At 71.9% G+C, this 23,812-nt stretch carries 20 protein-coding genes; 7 read left to right on the top strand and 13 right to left on the bottom strand.

Features of this window, described 5'->3' with window-relative positions; genetic code table 11:
• Positions 1-220 precede the first annotated feature (220 nt).
• The 3 genes from ACZ6S5_RS05810 to ACZ6S5_RS05800 all read left to right on the top strand — a co-directional run bounded on the left by ACZ6S5_RS05810 (position 221) and on the right by ACZ6S5_RS05800 (position 5,380).
• A complete protein-coding gene (locus tag ACZ6S5_RS05810; protein WP_465998141.1) occupies positions 221-1,576 on the top strand; it encodes a ParA family protein in 1,356 nt (451 codons plus the stop codon).
• Between the two features lie 27 nt (positions 1,577-1,603).
• Positions 1,604-2,626: a ParB/RepB/Spo0J family partition protein gene (locus ACZ6S5_RS05805; protein WP_465998139.1), complete on the top strand. Its 1,023-nt coding sequence runs from the start codon at positions 1,604-1,606 to the stop codon at positions 2,624-2,626.
• A gap of 1,953 nt (positions 2,627-4,579) precedes the next feature.
• Positions 4,580-5,380 carry a hypothetical protein gene (locus ACZ6S5_RS05800; RefSeq protein ID WP_465998137.1) on the top strand — a complete coding sequence of 267 codons (801 nt, stop codon included), beginning with the start codon at positions 4,580-4,582 and terminating at the stop codon, positions 5,378-5,380.
• A 9-nt stretch (positions 5,381-5,389) separates the two neighbouring features.
• On the opposite strand, the gene ACZ6S5_RS05795 is transcribed toward ACZ6S5_RS05800, so the two are convergent.
• Complete coding sequence (locus ACZ6S5_RS05795) at positions 5,390-6,388, bottom strand: D-alanine--D-alanine ligase family protein (protein WP_465998135.1); 999 nt, start codon at positions 6,386-6,388, stop codon at positions 5,390-5,392.
• A 7-nt stretch (positions 6,389-6,395) separates the two neighbouring features.
• Positions 6,396-7,709: an aminotransferase-like domain-containing protein gene (locus ACZ6S5_RS05790; protein WP_465998133.1), complete on the bottom strand. Its 1,314-nt coding sequence runs from the start codon at positions 7,707-7,709 to the stop codon at positions 6,396-6,398.
• 289 nt (positions 7,710-7,998) lie between these two features.
• On the opposite strand from ACZ6S5_RS05790, the gene ACZ6S5_RS05785 reads away from it, so the two are divergent.
• The gene (locus ACZ6S5_RS05785; RefSeq protein ID WP_265007942.1) at positions 7,999-8,667 is read left to right on the top strand and encodes a GNAT family protein; all 669 of its coding nucleotides are present in this window, start codon (positions 7,999-8,001) and stop codon (positions 8,665-8,667) included.
• A 15-nt stretch (positions 8,668-8,682) separates the two neighbouring features.
• Here the strand turns inward: ACZ6S5_RS05785 and ACZ6S5_RS05780 are convergent, their stop codons facing one another.
• The 7 genes from ACZ6S5_RS05780 to murJ form a co-directional block, all read right to left on the bottom strand.
• A complete protein-coding gene (locus tag ACZ6S5_RS05780; protein ID WP_465998132.1) occupies positions 8,683-9,843 on the bottom strand; it encodes an N-acetylmuramoyl-L-alanine amidase in 1,161 nt (386 codons plus the stop codon).
• A gap of 188 nt (positions 9,844-10,031) precedes the next feature.
• The gene (trxA, locus tag ACZ6S5_RS05775; RefSeq protein ID WP_465998130.1) at positions 10,032-10,355 is read right to left on the bottom strand and encodes a thioredoxin; all 324 of its coding nucleotides are present in this window, start codon (positions 10,353-10,355) and stop codon (positions 10,032-10,034) included.
• A 36-nt stretch (positions 10,356-10,391) separates the two neighbouring features.
• The gene (gene trxB / locus ACZ6S5_RS05770) at positions 10,392-11,345 is read right to left on the bottom strand and encodes a thioredoxin-disulfide reductase (RefSeq protein WP_465998128.1); all 954 of its coding nucleotides are present in this window, start codon (positions 11,343-11,345) and stop codon (positions 10,392-10,394) included.
• Positions 11,346-11,541: 196 nt separating this feature from the next.
• Positions 11,542-12,522, bottom strand: coding sequence for a serine/threonine-protein kinase (locus ACZ6S5_RS05765; protein ID WP_465998126.1), 981 nt, complete (start codon positions 12,520-12,522; stop codon positions 11,542-11,544).
• On the bottom strand, positions 12,519-13,250 hold the full coding sequence (sigM, locus tag ACZ6S5_RS05760; RefSeq protein WP_465998124.1) for an RNA polymerase sigma factor SigM: 732 nt from the start codon (positions 13,248-13,250) through the stop codon (positions 12,519-12,521). Before sigM ends, ACZ6S5_RS05765 begins: the two co-directional genes overlap by 4 nt.
• 43 nt (positions 13,251-13,293) lie before the next feature.
• Positions 13,294-14,910 (bottom strand): protein kinase family protein, encoded by a 1,617-nt coding sequence (locus ACZ6S5_RS05755; RefSeq protein ID WP_465998122.1) that lies wholly within the window; start codon positions 14,908-14,910, stop codon positions 13,294-13,296.
• A gap of 425 nt (positions 14,911-15,335) precedes the next feature.
• Entirely contained in the window at positions 15,336-17,075 is a 1,740-nt protein-coding gene (gene murJ, locus ACZ6S5_RS05750) for a murein biosynthesis integral membrane protein MurJ (RefSeq protein WP_465998120.1), read from the bottom strand.
• 129 nt (positions 17,076-17,204) lie between these two features.
• Between murJ and ACZ6S5_RS05745 the strand changes: the two genes are divergently transcribed.
• On the top strand, positions 17,205-18,665 hold the full coding sequence (locus tag ACZ6S5_RS05745; protein WP_465998118.1) for a CCA tRNA nucleotidyltransferase: 1,461 nt from the start codon (positions 17,205-17,207) through the stop codon (positions 18,663-18,665).
• 43 nt (positions 18,666-18,708) lie between these two features.
• On the opposite strand, the gene ACZ6S5_RS05740 is transcribed toward ACZ6S5_RS05745, so the two are convergent.
• Positions 18,709-20,205 carry a flotillin family protein gene (locus ACZ6S5_RS05740; RefSeq protein ID WP_465998116.1) on the bottom strand — a complete coding sequence of 499 codons (1,497 nt, stop codon included), beginning with the start codon at positions 20,203-20,205 and terminating at the stop codon, positions 18,709-18,711.
• 28 nt (positions 20,206-20,233) lie between these two features.
• Positions 20,234-20,755 (bottom strand): hypothetical protein, encoded by a 522-nt coding sequence (locus tag ACZ6S5_RS05735; protein ID WP_465998289.1) that lies wholly within the window; start codon positions 20,753-20,755, stop codon positions 20,234-20,236.
• Positions 20,756-20,850: 95 nt separating this feature from the next.
• Here ACZ6S5_RS05735 and ACZ6S5_RS05730 point away from each other — a divergent pair, with 95 nt between their 5' ends.
• Positions 20,851-21,330 carry a methylated-DNA--[protein]-cysteine S-methyltransferase gene (locus ACZ6S5_RS05730; protein ID WP_465998114.1) on the top strand — a complete coding sequence of 160 codons (480 nt, stop codon included), beginning with the start codon at positions 20,851-20,853 and terminating at the stop codon, positions 21,328-21,330.
• Positions 21,331-21,393: 63 nt separating this feature from the next.
• Here the strand turns inward: ACZ6S5_RS05730 and ACZ6S5_RS05725 are convergent, their stop codons facing one another.
• Positions 21,394-22,473, bottom strand: a complete 1,080-nt coding sequence (locus tag ACZ6S5_RS05725; protein WP_465998113.1) for an inositol-3-phosphate synthase — start codon at positions 22,471-22,473, stop codon at positions 21,394-21,396.
• Positions 22,474-22,496: 23 nt separating this feature from the next.
• Positions 22,497-23,135: a PadR family transcriptional regulator gene (locus ACZ6S5_RS05720; protein ID WP_123242184.1), complete on the bottom strand. Its 639-nt coding sequence runs from the start codon at positions 23,133-23,135 to the stop codon at positions 22,497-22,499.
• A 174-nt stretch (positions 23,136-23,309) separates the two neighbouring features.
• On the opposite strand from ACZ6S5_RS05720, the gene ACZ6S5_RS05715 reads away from it, so the two are divergent.
• Positions 23,310-23,774: a DUF5318 domain-containing protein gene (locus ACZ6S5_RS05715; protein ID WP_465998111.1), complete on the top strand. Its 465-nt coding sequence runs from the start codon at positions 23,310-23,312 to the stop codon at positions 23,772-23,774.
• The last annotated feature ends 38 nt before the right edge of the window (positions 23,775-23,812 follow it).

Here is a 23,812-nt window from a genome sequence, read left to right as displayed (position 1 = left end):
TCGTTGGACCGGATCCGGGCGAGCAGATCGATCAGAACCCGACGTGGACCGGCTGCGCCCGTCCGCCGTAGGCTGACCGCGCGTCGATAGTGTGGAACGGCGGTGCCGGGCGGCACCCGAACCCGACCGTTCCCGCCGGGCCGTGACGCCGCGCCGTTTCAGCGCGAGGGCCTGATTTGACGGGTGCGGACCGACCATCCGGAGCGGGCAGGGATGACAGGTGCATGACGACGGCAGGTACGACGACCAACGGGTGACCGGGCCGGAAGGGCGACCCTCCGCGGGCGATCCCGTTTCACGTGAAACCGACTACCAGGGTTGGCCGGTGAGCGGCGACTCCCGCGACCCGTCCACGCGTCCGCCGGACGGTGGCCCGGCGGGACGCCGGGAGGTGCCGGGCCGGCCGACCTCCTCCGTGCCGGCGAACGTTCCGCTGTCACGCGAGCCGCACGACCCGACGGACGGGCCGGCGAACGCGCCCAGCGCGCGACCCGGCCCGGCGCGGGGCAACGCGGCCGTCCCCGGTCGCTACGATCCGCAGCCGCCGGTCTCGGGCGTCCCGCACCAGACCAGCCCGCAGGCGGCCCCGGACGTGGTCGCCGGGGTGGTGGTGCCCTCCGACACGCCACCGGCCACCGGCTCCGCGACCGAAGCCGCCGGCAGCACGTACGTTTCACGTGAAACCCCGACGCGCGAAGAGGATGACCCACCGTTGGCTATGGAGGCTATGCGTGCCGTGCAGATCCTGAATCCCAGTGGCGAGGTGACCATGCCTCGTCCCGAACGGACCCGGGTGATGTGCGTCGCCAACCAGAAGGGCGGCGTGGGCAAGACCACGACCACGGTGAACCTGGCGGTGGCGCTCGCCCTGCATGGCAACCGGGTGCTGGTGGTCGACCTCGACCCGCAGGGCAACGCCTCCACCGGGTTGAACGTCCCGCACCACACCGGCATCCCGGACGTGTACGACTGCCTGATCGACAGCGTGCCGCTGGAGGAGGTGGCGCAAACGGTCGAGGGCATCCCGAACCTGTGGTGCGTCCCGGCCACCATCGACCTGGCCGGCGCGGAGATCGAGCTGGTCTCGGTGGTCGCCCGCGAGTCCCGGCTGGCCCGCGCCATCGCCGCCTATCCGGGGCACTTCGACTACGTCTTCATCGACTGCCCGCCGTCGCTCGGTCTGCTGACCGTCAACGCGCTCGTGGCCGCGCAGGAGGTGCTGATCCCGATCCAGTGCGAGTACTACGCGCTGGAGGGCCTCAACCAGCTGATCAACAACATCAACCTGGTTCGGCAGCACCTCAATCCGCGGCTGGAGGTCTCCACCATCCTGCTCACCATGTACGACCGGCGTACCCGGCTGGCCGACGCGGTGGAACAGGACGTCCGGAACCACTTCGGCGACAAGGTGCTCCAGGCGGTCATCCCCCGGAACGTGCGGGTCTCCGAGGCGCCGAGCTACGGCCAGTCGGTCATGACCTACGATCCCGGTTCGCGGGGGGCGACGAGCTACTTCGAGGCCGCCCAGGAGATCGCCGAGCGAGGCGTCAAGGAGCCGGTGAGCCGGAATGCGTAGTGCGGAGAAGTCGCTGGGAGGCGTCGCATGAAGAACCGTCCTCGCGGCGGTCTGGGCCGAGGGCTCGGTGCCCTCATCCCCACCGGGCCGGCGCCGGGCACCGCGCCGGAGGCCGCCGACTCCGAGAGCGGTGCGACGACCGCCCCGGCCGTGCCGGTGGCCGGTGCGGCTGCCGCCATCGGGGCGCCTGCCCCGGCGGTGGAGCCCGAGCCGCAGCTGAGTCCGGTGCCGGGGGCCCGCTTCGCCGAGATCCCGGTCGACGCGATCGTGCCCAACCCGAAGCAGCCCAGGCAGGTCTTCGACGAGGAGGCGCTGGAGGAGCTGAAGACCTCGATCCAGGAGGTCGGTTTCCTTCAGCCGATCGTCGTACGCCAGCTCGACGGCGAGAAGTACGAACTCGTCATGGGCGAGCGGCGCTGGCGGGCCGCCCAGGCGGTGGGCCGGGACAGCATCCCGGCGATCGTCCGGGACACCAAGGACGACGCGATGCTCCGGGACGCGCTGCTGGAGAACATCCACCGCGCCAACCTCAACCCGCTGGAAGAGGCGGCCGCGTACCAGCAGCTGCTGGAGGAGTTCGGCGCCACCCACGAGGAACTGGCCCGACGGATCGGCCGGAGCCGACCGCAGATCTCCAACACCATTCGGCTGATGAACCTGCCGGCCCAGGTGCAGCGGCGCGTCGCCGCCGGCGTGCTCTCCGCCGGCCATGCCCGGGCATTGCTCAGCTTGGACGACGCCGAGGCGCAGGAGCAGCTCGCCAAGCGGATCGTGGCCGAGGGCATCTCGGTACGCGCCACCGAGGAGTTGGTGGCGCTGGCGCTGGCCGATGGTCCGGCCAAGACCCCGGCAGCCAAGCGCCGGCCGAAGCCGCACGCGCCGGCGCTGTCGGATCTGGCGGACCGGCTCTCCGACCGGTTCGACACCCGGGTGAAGGTCGACATCGGCCGGAGCAAGGGCAAGATCACCATCGAGTTCGCCACCGTCGACGACCTTGAGCGGATCGTGGGCCTCATCGGCGTGGGCGAGGAGGACCAGCCCGAGCAGTGACCCGGATCGTCTCGGCCGCGTCGCCCGTAACGGATGACGCGGCCGAGGCGTTTTCGGGCTCGGTCGCCGGCCGGTGTTCGCGGCGCTCGGAGCGATCGGTCGTCCGACGGTTTCTGCTGCCCCCTCCGGGGTTGCTCAGGGCTAGGGCTACCTCGGGGACCGGTTTCGTTTCTCGGCAGGCGAGCGGCCGTCTGAGCGGGCTGCGTGGCTTACTTCTCGTCCCGCCCTGTTGGTCCGGCGGGCGGTGGACCAGACACGGCCGCTTTCCCGGCGACGTTCGATCCCCGGTCCCTCGGGGCGGGTCCGGCAGACAGTTTCACGTGGAACGCCCTCAAGGCGTCACCGCCGTCGCCGCCTGACACGATGGTCCCGATCGAGGCCGGCTGCTCAGGCGCCCACGGTCGGGTCCAGCGTTCACGTGGAACGGACCCGGACGGCGGGCGTTGTGGTTTCACGTGAAACGGATGGCGAGCGCTGCCGGAGGCTGTCCGGGTTGAAGCCGGCGTCGAGCCCGTCTCGTAGAGGTTGTGGCGATGGTTGGCCGAACCTGCTTGACCACTGGGAGCATGGTTGACGCGGTCTCAGCGTCAATGCGATTCGATGCGACCAGGACGACCATGGCTCGGAGACGATGCCGGGGCTCCCTGCCGAGAGGCGGCGTCGGGCCGAGGCGACAAGGGATCGGAGCTGCGCCCGGTAGTGGAGGGGCCGGCAGAGTGGGTGGCCCGGCCGAAGACCGGGAGTCGACCTTGGCTGCCGGCGCAACTGACCGCTGACGGCGGGACCGGCACACTCACGGCCAACGCCGTCCTCCCCCGGTGCGACCCGTTGCGATGGCCAAGCCCCTCGCGGCGTCCACGCCGGCGGCGCTCGCTCGTTGCTGTTCGTCTCGCCCGTGGCTCCGGGGCCCTTGCCCGCCGCCCCGGCCCAGGCCCCGGCACCGGCCCCAGCTCCGGCACCGGCCCTCGGCACAGGCTCGCGATTCTCGACATCCGAGGCGGCTGCTGACTGCGCCACGACATCCGACCCTCGAACGGCCATTGGTGTCCGAGCCCAAGCTCGACTGCGTGGTGCGAAACCACGTGCGGTCGGAGCGGTCCGTCGAATCGGCCCCGTCTGATTGTTGGCCGCTCCGTCCCGCAGCGCTCGACTCTGGACCTCTTCGGCCGGCCCTCCCGGGTGCCAGAGGCTTCCGCTCATCCCGGCCCGTTGCCCGTACCCGAGGCTTTGGCTAGCAGACCCCCACCCGCGACTTGATTACGCCGGACCTCAGTTTCCGGCCCCCGATTCCGCCTCGAGCTCCCCGGGTTCAACCTCGGTCCGCCGGCCTCCCTCCCCGGTCATCCGGGTCCGGTGGCCGGGTTGATCCACTCAACATGCCGCACATCGGCGGATCCAGCGCGCCGGACACCGCGACATGGCCGCAAGGCGAGTTGATTGCGGGCTGCTCAGTGCGGCGCGGGCAGTCAGCGAGCCGGTCCCTCTGCATCCGCCCAATGACGAGGTCCAGACCGGCTCGCTCTGCGGCAATGGCCCCCGTGGACAGCGGCGGGTTCGAGGATTTTCGGCAGGTGCCCCATGGCCGTTTCACGTGAAACAGAGGGCCGACGTCCCGAGGGCGGCGTCACCAGACCGTGGAGCCGGGGACGGCGAGGTGGCGGCCGGCCGCCACCCACGAGCGAGATCAGCAAACCGGTTCGAGCCCGGCACCAATCGGTGGTTCGGTCGTTGAGAGGAGAGGGCTCGACCGATCGACAACCCGTCCGGTGTTGCCCGGCGTTATCCACAGTTGTTTTCCACAGGGCATCCCCGTTTCACGTGAAACAGCGCGGCGAAAGCCTTGCTGACCTGTGGATGACGCGGTGTGGTGGCAATCTCGGCGGCCTGTGGACAACGCGGTGGACAGCCGCTGCCGGGCAGGGCCGGGATCCCCGGAAGAACCGGCACCCGCCGATGAATCAGGTAGGGACAGGCGTCGCCGACTCGGTTAGGGTCAGCGTCGTGCAGGACACCCCTCCCTCAGCCCCGGACTTCACCCAGTGGCCCTCGTTCCCCTTCGAGGGCGACCTTCGCGTCAAGCAACTCGACGATCCGGTGCCGGTCGAACCTCCCCGCAGGGGGGAGGGAAACCGGGAATGCACCGCCTGCAACGCGCCCGATGAGGCGTACATCTGGGTGGGCGAGCGATGGCGGGTACGCGCGATGGACCGCCCCACCGGCCTCCCGATGGTGCTCATCCTGGAATCGCGTTCCCACCTCGATCTCGGCGACCTGCCGAACCTGCTCGCCGCCGAGTTGGGCGTGATGACCGTCCGGCTGGAACGCGCCATCCGGTCCCTGGACGGGGTCGCCCGGGTGCACGTGAACCGTTGGGGCGACGGCTCCGCGCACCTGCACATGTGGTTCCTGGCGCGGCCGCACGGGCGGCTCCAGCTGCGGGGCACCTTCCTGTCCCTGTGGGATTCCATCCTGCCGCCCATCTCCGAGGCGCAGTGGCGGGAGAACCTGGCCCTGGTCGCCGCCTGGCTGGCCGAGTTCGGCGGTCGTCCGCTGGCTGAGCCGCCGCGGATCCAGTGGCAGGCGCCGTCGAGTCTCTCCGCCTCCCCGGCGGAGAGCGCAGAGCCGGACGCCGAGGAGGAGCCCGCTTCAGTGATCGAGGCGGCCGAGGAGATCCCGGAGCCGGAGGAGGCCCCGGAACCGGCGGAAAATCCGGGGGCGGACGAGGCGACGGCCGAGCAGTCCCGGGCCGGTTGAGGGCGGGCCCTACGCGCGGCGGGCGGCGGCTCGGCTCACCAGCGAGCCGAGCACCCGGCCGAAGTCCAGCCCGGCCGCCTGGACGGCCAGCGGCAGCAGCGAGGTCTCGGTCATCCCGGGGGAGACGTTGACCTCCAGCACGTGCGGTTGCCCGTCGGAGTCCACGATCAGGTCGACCCGGGACAGGTCGCGCAGGCCCAGCGCGGTGTGCGCGGCGAGCGCCACCTCGGCCACCCGCTCGGTCGTCTCCCGGTCGAGCCGGGCCGGCGCGTGCCAGGTGGTGCGGCCGGCGGTGTAGCGGGCGGCGTAGTCATAGACCCCATTGCGGGGCACGATCTCGACCGGGGGCAGGGCCTGCGGGCCCTCGCCCAGGTCGATCACCGAGACCGCCACGTCCATGCCGGGCACGTACCGTTCCACCAGCGCCGTCTGGTCGTACGCGAAACAGCCGACCATCGCGGCCGGCAGCGACGCGGCGTCCCGAACCACGGCGGCGCCCAGGCCGGAGCCGCCCTGCGCCGGCTTCACCATCAGCGGCAGGCCGAGCCGGTCGGCGATCCGGTCCAGCACGGCCACCGCGCCCAGCTCGGAGAAGCGGTCGTGCGGCAGGGCCACCCAGTCCGGGGTGGGAATGCCGGCCTCACGCAGCACCGCCTTCGCGGACGGCTTGTCCCAGGCCAGCCGGGAGGCGCGTGCATCACAGCCGACGTACGGCACGTCGCAGAGGTCGAGCACCCCGCGCAATGAGCCGTCCTCGCCGGTGGCACCGTGCAGGGCGATCACCACGGCGTCCGGCGGGTCGGCGGCCAGCGCGGGCAGCAGGGCCACGTCCGCATCGCGCAGCTCGGCGTCCATGCCGACCGTCCGCAGGGCGTCGAGCACCCGACGGCCGGACCGCAGCGAGACGTCCCGTTCGTAGGAGAGCCCGCCGGCGAGCACCAGGACGTGCAGCTCGTCGGTGGCGGCGGGGTCGGTCACGGAAGCCTGGGTGGCAGGGCTGACGGCCATGCGGGAATCATGCCAAGTCGGGACCGGGCGCGTCCGAGCCGCCCTGCCGGCGCCGCGGCCCGGGACCGCCGACCGCGCCGAAGACCTTGCGCATGGCGATCTCCTGCTCCATCACGCCGGACAGCCGGCGGATGCCCTCGCGGATCCGCTCCGGCGGGGGGAAGGAGAAGTTGAGCCGCATGTTGCCGCTTCCCGCGCCGTCGGCGTAGAAGCCGGTGCCCGGCACGTACGCGACCCGGGCGGCGATGGCGCGCGGCATCATCGCCTTGGAGTCCAGGCCGTCGGGCAGGGTCGCCCAGACGAAGAGGCCGCCGCCCGGCGTCGTCCAGGTGGTGCCCGCGGGCATCAGGTCCGCCAGCGCGGCGAGCATCGCGTCCCGGCGCTCCCGGTAGACCTCGCGGTAGACCTTGAGCTGCTGTCGCCAGGGCATCGTGCCGAGGTAGGTGGAGACGGCGGCCTGCGCGTAGCCGCTGGGGCAGAGGATCTGCGCCTCGCTGGCGATGACCAGCTTGTCGCGGACCGCGTGCGGGGCGAGGATCCAGCCGACCCGCAGGCCCGGGGCGAAGGTCTTGGAGAAGGTGCTCAGGTAGAAGACCCCGTCGCGCCGCCGGGCCCGCAGCGGCGCGGGCGCCTCGCCCTCGAAACCGAGCTGACCGTACGGGTCGTCCTCGACCACCAGCAGGCCGGCGCGCTCGCAGATGTCGAGCACCCGTTCCCGCCGCTCCTCGCTGAGTGTCACGCCGGTCGGGTTCTGGTAGGTGGGGATGGTGTAGAGGAACTTCACCCGTCGCCCGGCGCGGGCCAGGTCGGCGATGGCCGCCTCCAGCGCCTCCGGGATCAGCCCTTCGTCGTCCATCGGCACGTGGGCCACCTGAGCCTGGGCGGCCTGGAACACCCCGAGTGCGCCGACGTACGTCGGCCCCTCGGCGAGCACCACGTCACCCGGGTCCAGGAAGAGCCGGGCCACCAGGTCGAGCGCCTGCTGCCCGCCGACGGTTACCACCACGTCCTCCGGGGAGGCGCCGCAGGAGGCGTCGATCCCGGAGAGGGCCATCACCTCGCAGATCCGCTCGCGCAGCTCCAGGGTGCCCTGGCCGATGCCGTACTGGAGGGTGGTCGCGCCGTGCTCGGCGGCGAGCCGGCCGAGCATCTCGCCGACCGCGTCCAGCGGCAGTGCCGCGATGTACGGCGCCCCGCCGGCGAGCGAGACCACCTCCGGCCGGCTCGCCACCGCGAAGAGCGCCCGGATCTCGGAGGCGGTCATCCCCCGGACCCGGCGGGCGTACCGGTCGGTGTAGTCGTCGAGCGTCGTGCCGGTCATGACATCACCTCGATCGGGTGTCGGCGGGGCTGCCGCCCGGTGTGGTACCCGCGATGCCGGCATCCATGGCGGCGCGGGACGGCCGGTTGGTCGATCGTAGTCCCCGCTCACCAGGGACGGACCCGCCATGTGGGTACGTCCACATCCCGGACCGGCCCGCTCGCCGCCCCGGGTGGCGGTATGCGCGTCCCCTCCCGAACCGCCCGACGGCGGCGTACGATCGCTCGTCGGGGGCAGAAAGCGGCACGAATGTGGCTTCCGCCCCGAGCCTATTGGTGGGGATGCGCTGATGTCGCGACGTCTGGTCAGTCTGACCCTCGACACCCTCGAGGACCTGCCCCGCCCGTGCCGTGAGTGCGTCTACTGGGAGCTGGATCCGGTCTCCGCCGACCGGGCCTGCGCCGCCGGTGACCCCGGGCTGGAGAAGGAGGCCTGGGTCTCACAGACCCTGCTGGAGTGGGGTTCCTGCGGCAAGCTCGCGTACGTCGACGGAATGCCCGCCGGTTTCGTCATGTACGCCCCGCCCGCGTACGTTCCGCGCTCGATGGCCTTTCCCACCTCGCCGGTCTCCGCGGACGCCGCGCTGCTGATGAACGCCACCGTGGTGCCGGCGTTCGCCGGCGGCGGCCTGGGCCGGATGCTGGTGCAGGGCGTGGCCCGCGACCTCACGAAGCGCGGCATCAAGGCGATCGAGGCGTTCGGCGACGCCAAGTTCGGGGACGGGGCGGAGGACGACCCGACCCGGGCGTGCGTCGCGCCGGCCGACTTCTTCCTCTCGGTGGGCTTCAAGACCGTCCGCCCGCATCCCCGCTACCCCCGGCTGCGGCTGGAGCTGCGGACCGCGCTGAGCTGGAAGTCCGACGTCGAGTACGCGCTGGAGAAGCTGCTCGGCTCGATGAGCCCGGAGACGCTGCTCCGGCCGGTGCGACCGGCCCCGGCCACCCGTTCCACCAGCTGACCGGCGCCCGCCGGCTCAGTCCACCACGGTGCCGGCGGTGACGATCGCCCGCAGCTCGCTCACGTCGATCGAGCCGGTGGGGACGTCCCGCTCGATCGGGAAGTACATCCGCTGCACGGCGGCGACGATCGCCTCGACGACCCGGTCGCGGAACCGCGGGTCGACCAGCCGACCCCGGTCCGCCGGTGAGGTCAGGTAGCCCACCTCGACCCGGACCGCCGGCATCTTCGTCAGCCGCAGCAGGTCCCAGGCCTTGGCGTGGGTACGGCAGTCGCGCAGCCCGGTGCGGGCCACGATCTCTCGCTGCACCAGCCCGGCCAACCGCTCCCCGGTGGCCGAGGTGACGCCGTTGTCGGTGCCGTAGTGATAGGTGGCTACCCCGTCCGCCGCCGGATTGGCGTGCCCGTCGGTGTGCAGCGAGATGAAGACGTCCGCGCCGAGGGAGTTGGCCAGTTGGGCGCGGTCGGCGTCCGGCCGGCAGGTACGCGGCGACGGGCCGCGGGTGAGCTGCACCCGTACCCCGGCTGCGGCGAGCCGCCCCTCCAGCCGGCTGGCCAGGTCGTACACGATGTCGGACTCGGTCCACCGCAGCGGGCCGTCGGGCACCACCTCGCCCGGGTCGGTGCCGCCGTGCCCCGGGTCGATCACCACGGTCCGCCCGACGAGCGTGGGTCCGGCCTGGCGGATCGCGTCGGACTCGCGGAGCCACTGCGGGCGCCCGCCGACCACCTTCCGGCCGAGGCGGCGCAGGGCGTTCATGGTGTGCGGGCCGCATGCCCCGTCCGGCTTCAGGCCCATCTCCCGCTGGAACTGGGCGACCGCCCGGGAGGTGCGGATCCCGTAGATGGCGTCGGCGCGGCCGGCGTCGTACCCCATCTCCAGGAGGCGTTCCTGGAGCGTGCGGACGTCCTCGCCGATCAGCGGCTCGGGCACCGCGTGGTACAGGGTCCGGGCGCCGAGCCGCCACCGGGCCGCGTCCAGCGCCCGCCAGGTCTCCGCGCCGACCCGCCCGTCCACGCTGAGGCCACGGGACTGCTGGAACGCCCGGACGGCCCGCTCGGTCGCGGCGTCGAACTCGTCGCCCCCGCCGCCGGCGGGGAGCAGGTCCAGGCCGGTGAGGACGGTACGGATCTCGGCCACCGCGGGTCCCCGGTCACCGGGTCGGATCGGACGCACGACGACCTCCTCTGCGAGGGACGCTGGCTGGCCGGAGACTCCGACGAGGTGCTCGCCCCGCACGGGGACGCTTACGGAGCGTACCGTGATCGGTTACCAACCGGCCTCGGGTTCGGCCAGGTCAGCAGAGCCGGAACCCCCGCCACCCGGGACGGGCGACGGGGGTTCCGGAGGTGTCGGGCGTCGGCTCAGAGCGCCGACTGGATGAGCCGGACCAGTTCACCCTTGGGCTTGGCACCGGCGATGGACTGCACCGGCTCACCGTTCTTGAAGATGGTGAGGGTCGGCACCGACATCACCCGGTAGGCGCGCGCGGTCTCGGGGTTCTCGTCGATGTTGAGCTTGACGATGCTGACCTCGTCGCCCATCTCGCCGGCGATCTCCTCCAGCAGCGGCGAGACCTTGCGGCACGGCCCGCACCACTCCGCCCAGAAGTCGACCAGAACCGGCTTGTCCGACTTCAGCACATCGCTCGCGAAGCTCGCGTCGGTGACCGCCTTGGTTGCTCCCACTATGAACCCTCCTCCGGGAACTGTTATGAAGATGTTTCAGCTTTGCAGGGTGGCGATGAAGCGCTCGGCATCCAGCGCGGCCGCACAGCCCGTACCGGCGGCGGTGATCGCCTGACGGTAGGTGTGGTCGACCACGTCGCCGGCCGCGAAGACACCCGGGACGCTGGTCCGGGTGCTCGGCGCCTGCACCTTCACGTACCCCTCGTCGTCGAGTTCCACCTGGCCGCGGAAGAGCTCACTGCGCGGGTCGTGGCCGATCGCCACGAAGACGCCCGTGACGTCGAGCACCTTGCTCTCGCCGGTGTGCACGTTGCGGACCCGGGCCCCGCTGACCTTGCCGTCGTCGCCGAGGATCTCCTCGATGACGGTGTTCCACTCGACCTTGATCTTGTCGTTGCCCAGCGCCCGCGTGGCCATGATCTTGCTGGCCCGGAACGAGTCCCGGCGGTGGATGATCGTGACCGACTCGGCGAACCGGGTGAGGAAACTGGCCTCCTCCATCGCCGAGTCGCCGCCGCCGACCACCACGATGTGCTGGTTACGGAAGAAGAAGCCGTCACAGGTGGCGCAGGACGACACGCCGTGGCCCAGGTACTCCTGCTCGCCCGGCACGCCCAGTGGACGCCAGGCCGAGCCGGTGGAGAGGATGACCGCCTTGGCCCGGTACGCGGTCTCGCCGACCCAGACGGTGCTGAGCGCGTCGGAGCCGACCTCGCCGGTGTCCTTCAGCTCGACCCGGGTCACGTCGTCGGTCAGGAACTCGGCGCCGAACCGCTCGGCCTGCTTGCGCATGTTGTCCATCAGCTCGGGACCGAGAATGCCGTCCGCGAAACCGGGGAAGTTCTCCACCTCGGTGGTGGTCATCAACGCGCCGCCGGACTGCACGCCCTCGATCACGAGCGGCTTGAGGTTGGCGCGCGCGGCATAGACCGCCGCCGTGTAACCGGCCGGCCCCGAGCCGACGATGATCAGGTTGCGGACCTCGTCCACTGCCGTCTCCCGATGTGTGTGTTCGTCATCTGCTCCGGCTGATCCCCCGCCGGGACGATGTCGATCCCGAGTGCCGGCGGACCGTGGCGGCGCCGGCGCCTGACTTGCAGAACGTCATCGTACGAAGCGGGGATTCCCAATCCGGTCATCCGGTGGGTCACGTCACGTGGAACGGCATCCGCCGATGACCGCGCCCTCACCCTACCCGCGCATGGAACCGGGTGTCCGCGCCGGAGCCCGGTACGCCGCACTCCGGTCCGCTGGCCCACGCCCAGCGGCTGCCCGCCGGGTCGACGAAGGTCACCACCAGGGCGGGGAGCCCCTGGAACGACGCGTAGTCGACCAGGTCGACGGTGATCGACCCGGACCCGTGCTCGATGCCGATCGCGGTGAGGCAGGCGTCCAGCGCTCCGGGTCGGGCCAGCCGTTCCAGCCCGAGTGGAGTGGTCATCCGCCCGCCCTCCGGGGCCAGGCCCGGCCGACTCCCCTTCTCTCGCGACGGGCTGGCGAGCATGCTGCTGAGGCCGCCGGCCAACCGCTCCGGGGTGTAGTCCGTGCCGCTGCTCGTCGTGGGTGCGCTGATCCGGTAGGGGGCGGCGTTCCTCGGGACCGCCGCCGGCTTGCCCGCGTCCTGCGCGGAGAAGCCGGCACCGCCGATGCCGGTGCCGACCAGGTTGCTCAGCCCGAGCCCGACCGCCGTGATCGAGGCGGCCGCCACGGCGACCGGGACGCCGATCCGGGCCCAGTGCCGCGCGCGCCGGCCCGGACCGGTCCGGCGATCCGGGCCGTCCGCCGGCCGGGTCGCCCCCCTCGCCCGTCGGCTCCCGCCGGTCGTCTGCGCCGGCACGGTGTGGCGGACGTCGGCCGGGTCGCCGTCGACCCCGGGCACCGTGAGCGGCGCGGCGTCGGCCAGTGCGGGGCCGGCGCCCGCGAGCGCCGCCGTGATCCGGTCCGCCACGACCAGGGGCAGCTCCGGCGCCGGTCCGGCCGCCCATTCGGCCAGGTCCGCGTCCACCAGGTCCAGCGCCCGCACCAGCTCGGCGTACGCGTCGCCCCAGGCCGCGTCCTCCTGGACCAGCCGGGCGACGGTCTCCTGCTCCCGGGTGCCGTCCAGCGCCCCGCCGACGTAGTCGGCGAGCAGGTCGTGGTCGACCCCGCTGAACTTCCCGGCAGTCACGTCTCCTCCTGGCTGGCGTCCGGCCGGGACCACCCCGGCGTGGATCCGACGCCCTCGGGCGGGCGTGGGTTCCCCCCGGTGACCGGGCGCACGTCCGTCCCCTCGTCCGATCCGGTACGCAGGTGCCCGAGGAGCACGGCCAGCCGGGCCCGACCCCGGGCACACCGGCTCTTCACCGTCCCCTCGGCGACGCCGAGGATGCGGGCCACCTCGGCCACCGGGTAGCCCTGCACGTCCACCAGCACCAGCGCGGCGCGCTGCTCGGCGGGCAGTTCGGCGAGGGCCTGCCGGACCACCAGCGCGGTCTCGTGGTCGCGGACCGGCGCGGCCGGCTCCACCCCGCCGGTGTGCCGGCCGGGCTCCCCGTCGGTGTGCACGCCGTCGGGGAGCGGGACCGTGGCGTGCGTCTGCCGCCGCCGCAGCCGGTCCAGGCAGGCGTTCACCACGATCCGGTGCAGCCAGGTGGTGACCGCCGAGTCGCCGCGGAACCGGGCCGCCCCGCGGTGCGCCGAGAGCATCGCGTCCTGCAGCGCGTCCGCCGCCTCCTCGCGGTCGCCGACGGTACGCAGGGCCACTGCCCAGAGCCGGTCCCGGTGCCGGTGGAACAGCTCGGTGAAGGCGTCCCGGTCGCCGGCCACGTGCGCGCGCAGCAGGTCGAGGTCGGAGCCACCGGTCGTCGCGGCGTCCCCGGTCACCGGCTCGGGCGTACGCCCGCCGCGACCCGTCATCACCACGTCCGAAAGAGGCGGTGCGGCAGCCGCGGCGGCCGGTTCACGAGCCCTGGACCGTGATCTCCTGGACCCCCACCTTGTAGCCGCTGCCGCCTTCCTTCTGCGGGAGCTCGGTGATCCAGAAGAGCAGGTACTGGTACTTCTGCTCCGGGTCGAACCCGTTGAAGGTCATCTTGGTGCCGTCGTGCTCCTCGAACGGCTGCCCGATCGGCTTCTTCAGGTAGCTCGCCAGGAGCTGCTTGTCGCCGGCGGAGTTGACCGGGAAGTCGGCGGTCCCGGCGAGAAGTTGGGCGGAGGCGCCGGTGGCGGAGAGCACGGCCTGCACCGACTTCACGGAGTGCGGCGAGCCGAGGTCGATCCAGACCCCCATGCCGCGCTTGAAGTTGCCGAAGTTCGCCCGGGTGTAGGTGTCGGTCTCCCAGCCCTTGTCCAGGTTGCCGTCGATCACCAGCTCGGCGTCCTCCAGCTCGTCGCGGGTCCTGCTGTCCGGGTCGATGATCCGGACGTCCTCGACGGGGAGCTGCCGCGCCGCTGGGGCGGCCGGGGTGGTGTCGCCCGTGGCGGGGGCGCTGCTGGACGGGCGGGCCACCGGCTCGGTCTTCGGGTCCTTGTCGTCGCCGCCCAGGGCGCTGATCCCGATGAGCAGGCCGACCAGGGCCACCGCCAGCAGGCCCGCGATGCCCAGGGCGACCTTGCGGCCGGCGACCGAGGCCAGCGGCGACGGCTCCTCGCCGGTGTCGGCGGTGAACCGGAGCGGCCCGGCCTGGTCCAGGAAGTGGTCCTCGGCGGGGATGTCCAGCCGGCTCAGCTCGGCGGCGAGCACGTCCGAGGAGGGCGGGGCGATCTCCGGGTCGAGCAGGTCCATGGTGAGGTCGTCGAGGTACGCCGGCACCCCGGCGCGGACCTGGCGGGGCGCGGCGATCGAGCCGCCGGCGTCCCGTACCGCGTCGGGCAGGGCGGCCCGGCCGTGCCCGGCGGTGGCGCCGTGCAGCGGGGCCTCGCCGTGCGGCCAGTGGCCGGTCAGCGCGAAGTAGAGCACCCCGCCAACCGCCCGGAGGTCGGTCTCCTGGCTGTCCGCGCCGTCGGTGCGCGCGTCGGCCAGCACCACCCGGCCGTCGTCGCTGATCATGACGGTGCCGGGGTGGACGTTGCCGTGCACCATGCCGGTGGCGTGTACCGCCGCGAGGGCGCTGGCCACCGCGTTGCCGATGGCGGTCGCCCGGGCCGGGTCCAGCGGCCCGTCCCCGGCGACCAGCTCGCGCAGGGACTGGCCGTCCACCCACTCGCGGACGACGTACGCCCGGTCGGCCTCGTCGATCGCGTCGTAGACGCCGACCAGGTTGGGGTGGATCACCCGACTGGCCGCCACGGCGGCCTGGAGCATCTCGGTGGCGGAGTCGCCACCCGGGTAGCGGAGGACCACCGCGACGGGACGGCGCAGCACGACGTCGACCCCGCGCCAGACCAGCCGGCCCGCGCTGTCGTTGTTGATGTGCTCGACCAGCTCGTACCGATCGGCAAGGATCTCACCGGCCGTGGGAGCACCGAAGGTCATGACCGGAGGGGCAGTCTCCTCCGCCTCCTGACCCTCGCCGACCTGGGTCACCCGTCCTCCCTCGGTGATCGTGTCGATCGATGGACCCGTGCTGCTGGGCATGTGGCTTTCCGCTCTGCCTTCGAAGGAACCGGCGGACCCGTGTCGACGCCCACGTCGGCACCTGCCGTATCCGTCGTGAGTGACCTTACCCGGGATGCCCGGTTCCCCGACATGTCATCTTCCCGCCGGAGTTGGTGGGACGCCAGTGGTCACGGCGGCCGGCCGGGTCGCGGCCCGAACCTGCCCTGTCACTGACAACACGCTTCAGCCAATCTAGAGGTTGACGGCAAGTAGTCGGCGCAGGGGCGCACCGGTGTGGCGACCGTGCGACGTACCTGTGAATTCCCTCGGGCGGGTCGCCCACCCTCATCCTTACGGATGGTTGTCCACAGGCCGAGGGGCCTACTGCGCGGCGCAATCCCGAGTTATCCACAGCCGTATCCCCAGGCTGGTGATCCTCGTTCACCGTCCGTCATCCGGGCCGGTCAGCGGCCCAGCCGGCGCCGCACCATGCCGACCACCTCGGTGATCTCACCGATCCGCAGCACCATGGCCAGCCCGAGGTACGTCGCGCCGATCACCGCGCCGCCGATCACCAGCTGGGCCGCCGCGGCGAGCCAGCTCAGGTGGCCCGGGTCGCCGGGGAGCAGCTTGACCACCAGCAGGCCGACCAGGGCCGCGCCGAGCGCGGCGACGACCACCCGGCCCATGGTCCGCATGATCCCGCCCAGCCCGATCCGGCCGACCCGCGGACGGAGCAGCATCGCCGAGATCACCGCCGCGGCCACGTAGGAGATGGCGTTGCCGAGCATCATGCCGGCCGCCGCGAAGGTGGCCGAGAAGGCGAGGAAGAGGCCGACCTGGAGGAGCACCCGCAACGCCACCACCGGGATGTTGACCAGGGCCGGGGTCCGGGTGTCCGGCAGCGCGTAGAAGGCGAAGGTGAAGAGCTGGCTGATCGCGAACGGGACCAGGCCGAGCGCCGCCACCAGCAGCACGGTCGAGGTGGCCACGGCGTTGTCGCCGGTGAAGGCGCCGTACCGGAAGACCACCACCGAGATCGGGCCGGCCAGCACCGCGTAGCAGACGGCGATCGGGGCGAGCACCGCGGTGACCATCCGGGTGCCCCGGGACAGGTCGGCGGTGACGTCGCGGAACCGGCCTTCGGCGGCGGCCGCGCTCATCCGGGGCATCAGCGCGGTGATGATCGAGACGGCGATGATGCCGTGCGCCATCATCAGCAGCAGGAAGACGTTGTTGTAGATCAGCAGGCCGGCGTTCTTCCCGCTGGCACCCCGCAGCAGCAGGTTGACCACCACGAAGAGGCCGAGTTGGTTGACCCCGACGTAGCAGAACATCCAGCCGCCGAGCCGGGCCAGCTCGCGCAGGCCCAGTTCGCGGAAGTCGAAGCGCCACTTCCACCGGAAGCCGACCTTGCGCAGCGCCGGCAGCAGCCCGGCGGCCTGCACCGCCACGCCGAGCAGGGTGCCGCCGCCGGCCAGCAGGATCCGGCCGGCGGTCATCTGGTCCGGGTGGAGCGCCTTGGCGCCGTAGATGGCGATGTACAGGCCGAAGGTGCCGATGACCACCAGGTTGTTGAGGATCGGCGCCCACATCGGGGCGGCGAAGTGTCCCCGGGTGTTCAGCACCGCGGCGATCAGCGCGCTCACGCCGGTGAAGAACAGCATCGGCAGCATCAGGTAGGACAGGTCGTTGACCAGCCCCTGGTACACCGCCCCCTTGCCGCTCGCGTAGATCGCGGTCAGCACCGGGGCGAGGAGCACCGCGATCAGCGCGGCTGCGGCCAGGGTGATGACCGCGAGGGAGAGCAGCCGCTGGGCGTACGCCTCACCCCGGTCCGGGTCGGCGTTGCGCCGCCGGACCAGCACCGGGATCAGCACGCTGGTGAGCACCCCGCCGAGCAGGAACTCGTACACCTGGTTCGGCAGGAACTGGGCGGTGGTGTACACATCGCCGACGGCGTTGCCGAGGGCGGCGCCGATCATCAGGTTGCGGATGAAGCCCGTACCCCGGCTGACCAGGCTGCCGATCGCCATCACCGTGCTGTTCGCCGCGGCGCTGCTCTCCGCCACCACCTCCTGCGGCGGCGCGGTGGCCTCCACCGCCGGCTGGTTGAGCGGCTCGGCCGAGATGAAGACCGCCTCGTCGTCCGGCGGCTGGCCGCCGCCGTGCGCGTTGGCGCTGCGGTAGAGCCCGCCGCTCATCTCCAGCCTCCCAGGGGTACGTCCGAGCCGGACCTCCGGGCCCGCACGCCCAAGACGATAGTCAACCTCGGTGGGTTACCCGCGCCCGGCGCAGTTGATCGCGTCCTGGACCGATAGGCTGGCGATCCCATGTCCGAAGCCTCCGCATCCCACGCCGCCGACCGCCGTGAGCTGACCGCCGCGCAGCGCAACGCCGTCGCCGAACTGCTCCGCGTCTCGCCGGTCGCCGACGAACTCGGCCGGCGCTTCGCCCGGGCCGGTCACGAACTGCACCTGGTGGGCGGATCGGTACGCGACGCCCTCCTCGGCCGCCTCGGCGAGGACCTTGACTTCTGTACCGATGCCCACCCGGACGAGACGCTGAAGATCGTCCGGGGCTGGGCCGAGTCGATCTGGGAGACCGGGCGGGAGTTCGGCACCATCGGCCTCCAGCGTGACGGCCTCCGGCTGGAGGTCACCACCTTCCGTGCGGAGGCGTACGACCAGGTCAGCCGCAACCCCGTCGTCGAGTACGGCACCAGCCTGGAAGAGGACCTGAAGCGCCGGGACTTCACCGTCAACGCGATGGCGGTCAGCGTCCCCGATCACCGGTTCACCGACCCTTACGGCGGGCTGGCCGACCTGGCTTCCAAGATCATCCGTACCCCGGGCACGCCGCAGGAGTCGTTCCGCGACGACCCGCTGCGGATGCTGCGCGCGGCCCGGTTCGCCGCCCAGCTGCGCTTCACGGTCCACCCGGACGTCCGCGAGGCGATGACCCGGATGGCCGCGGACCTGGATCGCATCACCGCCGAGCGGATCCGGGACGAGTTCACCAAGCTGCTCTGCGGCGCCGACCCGGTCACCGGGCTGCGGCTGCTGGTCGACACCGGGCTGGCCGAGCGGTTCCTCCCGGAGCTGACCGGGCTGAAGCTGACCATCGACGAGCACGCCCAGCACAAGGACGTCTACGAGCACACCCTCACCGTGGTCAGCAACGCCATGGCGCTGGAGGAGGACGGCTGCGACTTCGTGCTGCGGATGGCCGCCCTGCTGCACGACGTCGGCAAACCGGCCACCAAGGCGGTCGGCGGGGACGGCCGGGTCAGCTTCCACCACCACGAGGTGGTCGGCGCCCGGCTGACCAAGGTCCGGATGAAGGCGCTGCGCTACCCCAAGGACGTGACGGCCCAGGTGGTCAAGCTGGTCGGCCTGCACCTGCGCTTCTACGGGTACGGCCGGGGCGAGTGGACCGACTCGGCGGTCCGCCGGTACGTCACCGACGCCGGCGACCTGCTTGCCCGGCTGCACAAGCTGACCCGTTCCGACTGCACCACCCGCAACCGGCGCAAGGCGGCCCAGCTCGCCGCCGACTACGACGCGCTGGAGGAACGGATCGCCCGGATCGCGGCCGAGGAGGACCTGGCCCGGGTCCGCCCCGACCTGGACGGCAACGCGATCATGGAACTGCTCGGCGTACCGCCGGGGCCGCTCGTCGGGAAGGCGTGGCAGCACCTCAAGGAGCTGCGGCTGGAGCGCGGCCCGCTGGACCGCGACGAGGCCGAGGCGGAGCTGCTCCGCTGGGCCCGGGAGCAGGGCCTCCTCGACTGACGACAGGGCCCCCGGCCGACGCCGGGGGCCCCGCGCTCGCCGGTCAGGCGTCGACGGCCGGCTTGGTGTTCCCGTTGCGGTTTGCGCTGCCCAGCTTGGCGAGCAGGCCGGCCAGGTCGATGCCGGTCAGGTCGCTGCCGAGCTGGAGGCCCTGGGCCACGTTCCCGGCCACCGACTTGGTCAGCGAGGACGCGCCGTCGGTCGAGATGACGGTCATCTTGTCGATCGCGCCGATCGGGGCGCTGGCCGCCTCGACCACCTGCGGCAGCACCTTGACCAGCAGGTCCAGCACGGCCGCCTCGCCGTACGCGGCGAACGACTCGGCCTTGCGGGCCATCGCGTCGGCCTCGGCCTGTCCCTTGGCCAGGATCGCGGCCGCCTCGGCCTGGCCCTCGCGCTCGACCGCCTCGGCGATCGCGCTCCGCCGGCGCTGCTCGGCCTCACCCTCCTTGGCGCCCTCGATCGCGTTCGCCTCGGCCAGCGCGGCCCGGCGGGCCCGCTCGCCCTCACCGGTGAGGCGGGCCTGCTCGGCGGCGGCCTGTGCGGCGGCGATCGTCGCCTGGCGCTGGGCGTCCGCGTTGAGCACGGCCGCGTTGCGGGCCGCCTCGGCCTCCTGCTCGACCTTGTAGCGGGCGGCGTCGGCCGGCTTGCGCACCTCGGTGTCGAGCTGCCGCTGCTTCAGCTCGGCGTTCCGCTCGGCCACCTTCTGCTGCTCGGAGAGGATCGCCTGGTCCCGCTCGGCCTGGGCGAGCGGGCCGGCCGCCGCCGACTTCGCCTTCGCCGCGTCGATCTCGGCCTGGATGGCGGCCTGCTTGAGCGCCAGGTTGCGGTTCGCCTCGGCGATGGCCTCCTCGGCGAGCAGCCGCTCCTGCTCGGCCTGCTGCCGTGCCCGCGCCTCGGCGATGGCCGCGTCCTTGAGCACCCGGGCCGCTTCCGGCCGGCCCAGGTCCTGCAGGTACGAGCCCTCGGCCAGGATGTCCTGGAGCTGGAAGGTGTCCAGCACCAGGCCCTGGTTGGTCATCGAGTGCTCGGCCTCCTCGGCGACCGCGCTGGCGAACGCCGCCCGGTCCCGGATGATCTCCTCGACGGTGAGCCGTCCGACGATCGAGCGGAGCGCGCCGGCCAGCACCTCCCGGGTGAAGTTGTCGATCTCCTCCTGCTGGTTCAGGAAGCGCTGGGCGGAGGCGCGGATCGCGTCCTCGGTGCCACCGACCTTGACGATGGCGACGCCGTGCAGGTCGGTACGGATCCCCTGCTTGCTCACCGCACCGCGGATGCTGACGTCGATCCGGCGGCTGGACAGGTCGAGGGACTGGAGCTTCTGTACCACGGGCAGGACGAAGACCGAGGCACCGAGCACCACCTTCTGCCCGGACATGTCGGTGGCCCGGCCGCCGTCGGCGGTCTGGGTGGTCCGGCCCTTGCGGCCGGTCACGATGAACGCCTGGTTCGGGCCGGCCACCTTGATCCGAGAGAGGACGAACAGGACGAGGAGGACGGCGAGGAGGACCGCGCCGCCGATGGCGACGAGCAGGGGCATGGGCGTTCCCGTCTGTGCGAAGGGGAAATCAGTAGGTCTCGACGTGCACGCTGGTCTCGCTGAGCGCTTCGACCACGAAGATCCGGGCACCGACCGGGAGCGGATGGTCGGCGCGGGCGTTGAGCTTCACCGGTTGCCCGGCGAGGCGTACCCGCACCTCGCCGTAGCCGCCGGTCGGGATGGGGGTGACCACCAGGCCGGTCGCGCCGACCAGGTGGTCGCGGGTGGGCGTGGCGTCGGTTCGCATGTTGCGGGCCGCCCGGCTGAGCCGGGCCGCGAGCCACGCGGTGGGCACGGCGGCCGCCGCGCCGCCGGCCACCGCCGCCGCGATCATTCCGGGGGTACGCCCACCGAGCAACTCGTTGACGATGGCGGCGCCGAAGCCGAAGGCGCCGGTGAACCCGGCGACCGCCTCCAGCGACACCGGACCGTCGACGTCCGGGTGGCCGATGTGCAGCAGTCCTGCGCCGACCAGCGCGAGGGCGAGTACGCCGACTCCCGCCCCGCCGATGATCAGGAAAAGGAACGTCCCCGTGGCCACGACCTGCACGGTATCGACGTCGCGCAAGGTCGCCGGCTGCGCCGCGGCTCAGTGCGCTCCCGGTCGCGGCCGTCCCTGTCCCACCGATCGGCAAGAATGGGGGCATGCGCTGGACCGTGCTCGACTCGCCGATCGGGGAGTTCTCCGTCGCCACCGACGGCGAGGCCGTCCGCGCGGCGCATTTCGGCCGGGTGGCGTCGGCCACCGAGGAGCCCAGTGGCGAGCTGGCCGGCCGGGCGCTGGCCGAGCTGCGCGCCTACTTCGCCGGCGAGCTGACCGAGTTCACCGTCCCGGTCGCGGTGCTGCGCGGCTCGGAGTTCGAGCGCGCGGTGTGGCGGGAGATGATCCGCATCCCGTACGGGGAGACGCTGACCTACGGCGAGGTGGCGAAGGCGGTCGGTGATCCGGGCGCGGCCCGGGCGGTCGGGGTGGCCTGCAACCGCAATCCGGTGCCGGTGATCGTGCCCTGCCACCGGATCGTCGGGGCCGGCGGCAAGCTGGTGGGCTTCGGCGGCGGGCTGCCGCGCAAGGTGACCCTGCTGGAGTTGGAGGCGGCGGTGGCGCTGCGACGCGCCTGGTCCTGACGTACGCGGACGAAAGAGGCCGGGTCCGTGCGGACCCGGCCTCTTTTCCTGCGTGTCAGCGCGTCAGCGCTCGACCTCGCCCTTGATGAACGCCTCGACGGCGGCGTGCGCGTCGTGGTCGGCGTACTGCTTCGGCGGGGACTTCATGAAGTACGAGGAGGCGGAGAGGATCGGGCCACCGATCTTCCGGTCCAGCGCGATCTTCGCGGCGCGGACGGCGTCGATGATGACACCGGCCGAGTTCGGCGAGTCCCACACCTCGAGCTTGAGCTCGGCGTTGAGCGGGGTGTCACCGAAGGAGCGGCCCTCCAGGCGGATGTACGCCCACTTGCGGTCGTCGAGCCACGGCACGTGGTCCGACGGGCCGATGTGCACGTCGCTCTTCTGCATCTCGTGCGGGATCTGGGAGGTCACCGACTGGGTCTTGGAGATCTTCTTCGAGACCAGGCGGTTGCGCTCCAGCATGTTCATGAAGTCCATGTTGCCGCCGAAGTTGAGCTGGTACGTGCGCAGCAGCTCGACCCCGCGGTCCTCGAAGAGCTTCGCCAGGGCGCGGTGCACGATGGTGGCGCCCACCTGGCTCTTGATGTCGTCACCGACGATCGGCAGGCCGGCGTCCTCGAACTTCTTGGCCCACTCCGGGTCGGAGGCGATGAAGACCGGCAGGGCGTTCACGAACGCGCAGCCGGCGTCGATCGCGGCCTGGGCGTAGAACTTGTCGGCCTGCTCGGAGCCCACCGGCAGGTAGGAGACGACGACGTCGACCTGCGCGTCGCGCAGCGCCTGGGCCACGTCGACCGGCTCGACGTCCGACTCCTCGATGATCTCGCGGTAGTACTGGCCGAGACCGTCGAAGGTCGGGCCGCGCTGCACGGTGATGCCGGTCGGCGGCACGTCGCACAGCTTGATGGTGTTGTTCTCGCTGGCCACGATCGCCTCGGCGAGGTCCATGCCCACCTTCTTGGCGTCCACGTCGAACGCCGCGACGAACTTCACGTCCGAGACGTGGTAGTCGCCGAAGGTGACGTGCATGAGACCCGGGACGCGGTCGTTCGGGTCGGCGTTCCGGTAGTACTCCACGCCCTGTACGAGGGACGAGGCGCAGTTACCCACACCGACGATGGCGACGCGGACGGAGCCCATAGCGTCTGCCTCCTTCTTCTTCATCACGGCCGCTCTTTCCTGGACTCTCCAGGCGGGGGCGGGCTGTCTTCTTCTCGTCGGCCGCCGGCCGTCCCGGGTTGCGGGACCGTCGGGGCTCGGCCGGAGCGCTCGTTGGCGATGAGCTCCTCCAGCCAGCGAACCTCGCGCTCACAGGCGTCGAGCCCGTGGCGTTGCAGTTCCAGGGTGTACGCGTCGAGGCGCTCGGCTGCCCGGCCGAGCACGTCACGAAGGCCTTCGCGACGCTCCTCGATCTTCCGACGGCGACCTTCCAGGATCCGGAGCCGGGTGGCCTGGTCGGTCCGGGCGAAGAACGCGAAATGCACCCCGAAGCCCGTGTCGTCGTACGTCTCCGGCCCAGCCTGCGCTATCAGCTGGGCGAAGCGTTCCTTGCCCTCCGCGGTAATGGTGTAGACCACCCGACCTCGCCGGCTGGTCAGGGCGGGAACCTCCTCGGCGGTCGCGGGCGTCTCGGCGGCTTCGGTGATCCATCCCGCCGCCTGCAACCGGCGCAGGGTCGGATAGAGGGAGCCGTAGCTGATCGCCGCCCGGATGGCGCCGAGCTTGGCGGTCAACTCCTTGCGCAGCTCATAGCCGTGCATCGGAGCCTCCTGCAGGAGGCCCAGGATGGCGAACTCGAGCACGGGCCACCCCTTCTTACCCCCGGCGCGGAGTCGTAACCGCCGCGATGTATCGGACCGATACATCGCACGTTAGCGGAGACCCATGATCAGGGCAAACCCCCGTTTGCGCGGCGCCGTCATCACGGATCGTGACGGTGGTCGCCTCGCCCCGCCGGACCGCGTACCCTTTGCCGCATGCGTACGCAGCGCCAGGTCGTCGACTACTCGCTCCAGAAGCGAGCGGTGCTGCGTGACCTGCTCGCCAGCCGGACCGGCACGTACGACGTCTGCGACGCCTCGCCGTACCTGAAGAACGCCGCCCGGTTCCACGGCGAGCCCACCGAGGAGCGCTGCCCGATCTGTCGCAGCGAGAACCTCATCCACGTCCACTACATTTACGGCGACGAACTCAAGCAGTCCGCCGGCCAGGCGCGTAACCGGGCCGAGTTGTCGCTGCTCGCGATGACGCTGCGTGAGTTCCAGGTGTTCGTGGTGGAGGTGTGCCCCGGCTGTGACTGGAACCATCTCGTCGAGCAGTTCCTGCTCGGCCGGGACGGCCTGGCCGGTGGTGTCGAGGACGGGTCGGAGCAGGAGGCGGTGAGCGGCTCGTCCGCGCCGACCGTTTCCACCCCTCGTCGAAGGCGAGAGGCGCAACGGTGAATTCGGCTGTCCGGGTCGAGCCCCGCGGTACCGGCGGG

The sequence above is a fragment of the Micromonospora sp. NPDC051924 genome, assembly GCF_055586005.1.
This window is presented reverse-complemented; position numbering and strand designations above follow the sequence as displayed.

Bases quoted from the DNA above. Each gene is read 5' to 3' on its own strand.
- ACZ6S5_RS05805 (WP_465998139.1), top strand. From the start codon at position 1,604: ATGAAGAACCGTCCTCGCGGCGGTCTGGGCCGAGGGCTCGGTGCCCTC.
- ACZ6S5_RS05800 (WP_465998137.1), top strand. From the start codon at position 4,580: ATGAATCAGGTAGGGACAGGCGTCGCCGACTCGGTTAGGGTCAGCGTC.
- ACZ6S5_RS05795 (WP_465998135.1), bottom strand. From the start codon at position 6,388: ATGGCCGTCAGCCCTGCCACCCAGGCTTCCGTGACCGACCCCGCCGCC.
- ACZ6S5_RS05790 (WP_465998133.1), bottom strand. From the start codon at position 7,709: ATGACCGGCACGACGCTCGACGACTACACCGACCGGTACGCCCGCCGG.
- ACZ6S5_RS05785 (WP_265007942.1), top strand. From the start codon at position 7,999: ATGTCGCGACGTCTGGTCAGTCTGACCCTCGACACCCTCGAGGACCTG.
- sigM (WP_465998124.1), bottom strand. From the start codon at position 13,250: ATGACGGGTCGCGGCGGGCGTACGCCCGAGCCGGTGACCGGGGACGCC.
- ACZ6S5_RS05755 (WP_465998122.1), bottom strand. From the start codon at position 14,910: ATGCCCAGCAGCACGGGTCCATCGATCGACACGATCACCGAGGGAGGA.
- murJ (WP_465998120.1), bottom strand. From the start codon at position 17,075: ATGAGCGGCGGGCTCTACCGCAGCGCCAACGCGCACGGCGGCGGCCAG.
- ACZ6S5_RS05745 (WP_465998118.1), top strand. From the start codon at position 17,205: ATGTCCGAAGCCTCCGCATCCCACGCCGCCGACCGCCGTGAGCTGACC.
- ACZ6S5_RS05740 (WP_465998116.1), bottom strand. From the start codon at position 20,205: ATGCCCCTGCTCGTCGCCATCGGCGGCGCGGTCCTCCTCGCCGTCCTC.
- ACZ6S5_RS05730 (WP_465998114.1), top strand. From the start codon at position 20,851: ATGCGCTGGACCGTGCTCGACTCGCCGATCGGGGAGTTCTCCGTCGCC.
- ACZ6S5_RS05725 (WP_465998113.1), bottom strand. From the start codon at position 22,473: ATGGGCTCCGTCCGCGTCGCCATCGTCGGTGTGGGTAACTGCGCCTCG.
- ACZ6S5_RS05715 (WP_465998111.1), top strand. From the start codon at position 23,310: ATGCGTACGCAGCGCCAGGTCGTCGACTACTCGCTCCAGAAGCGAGCG.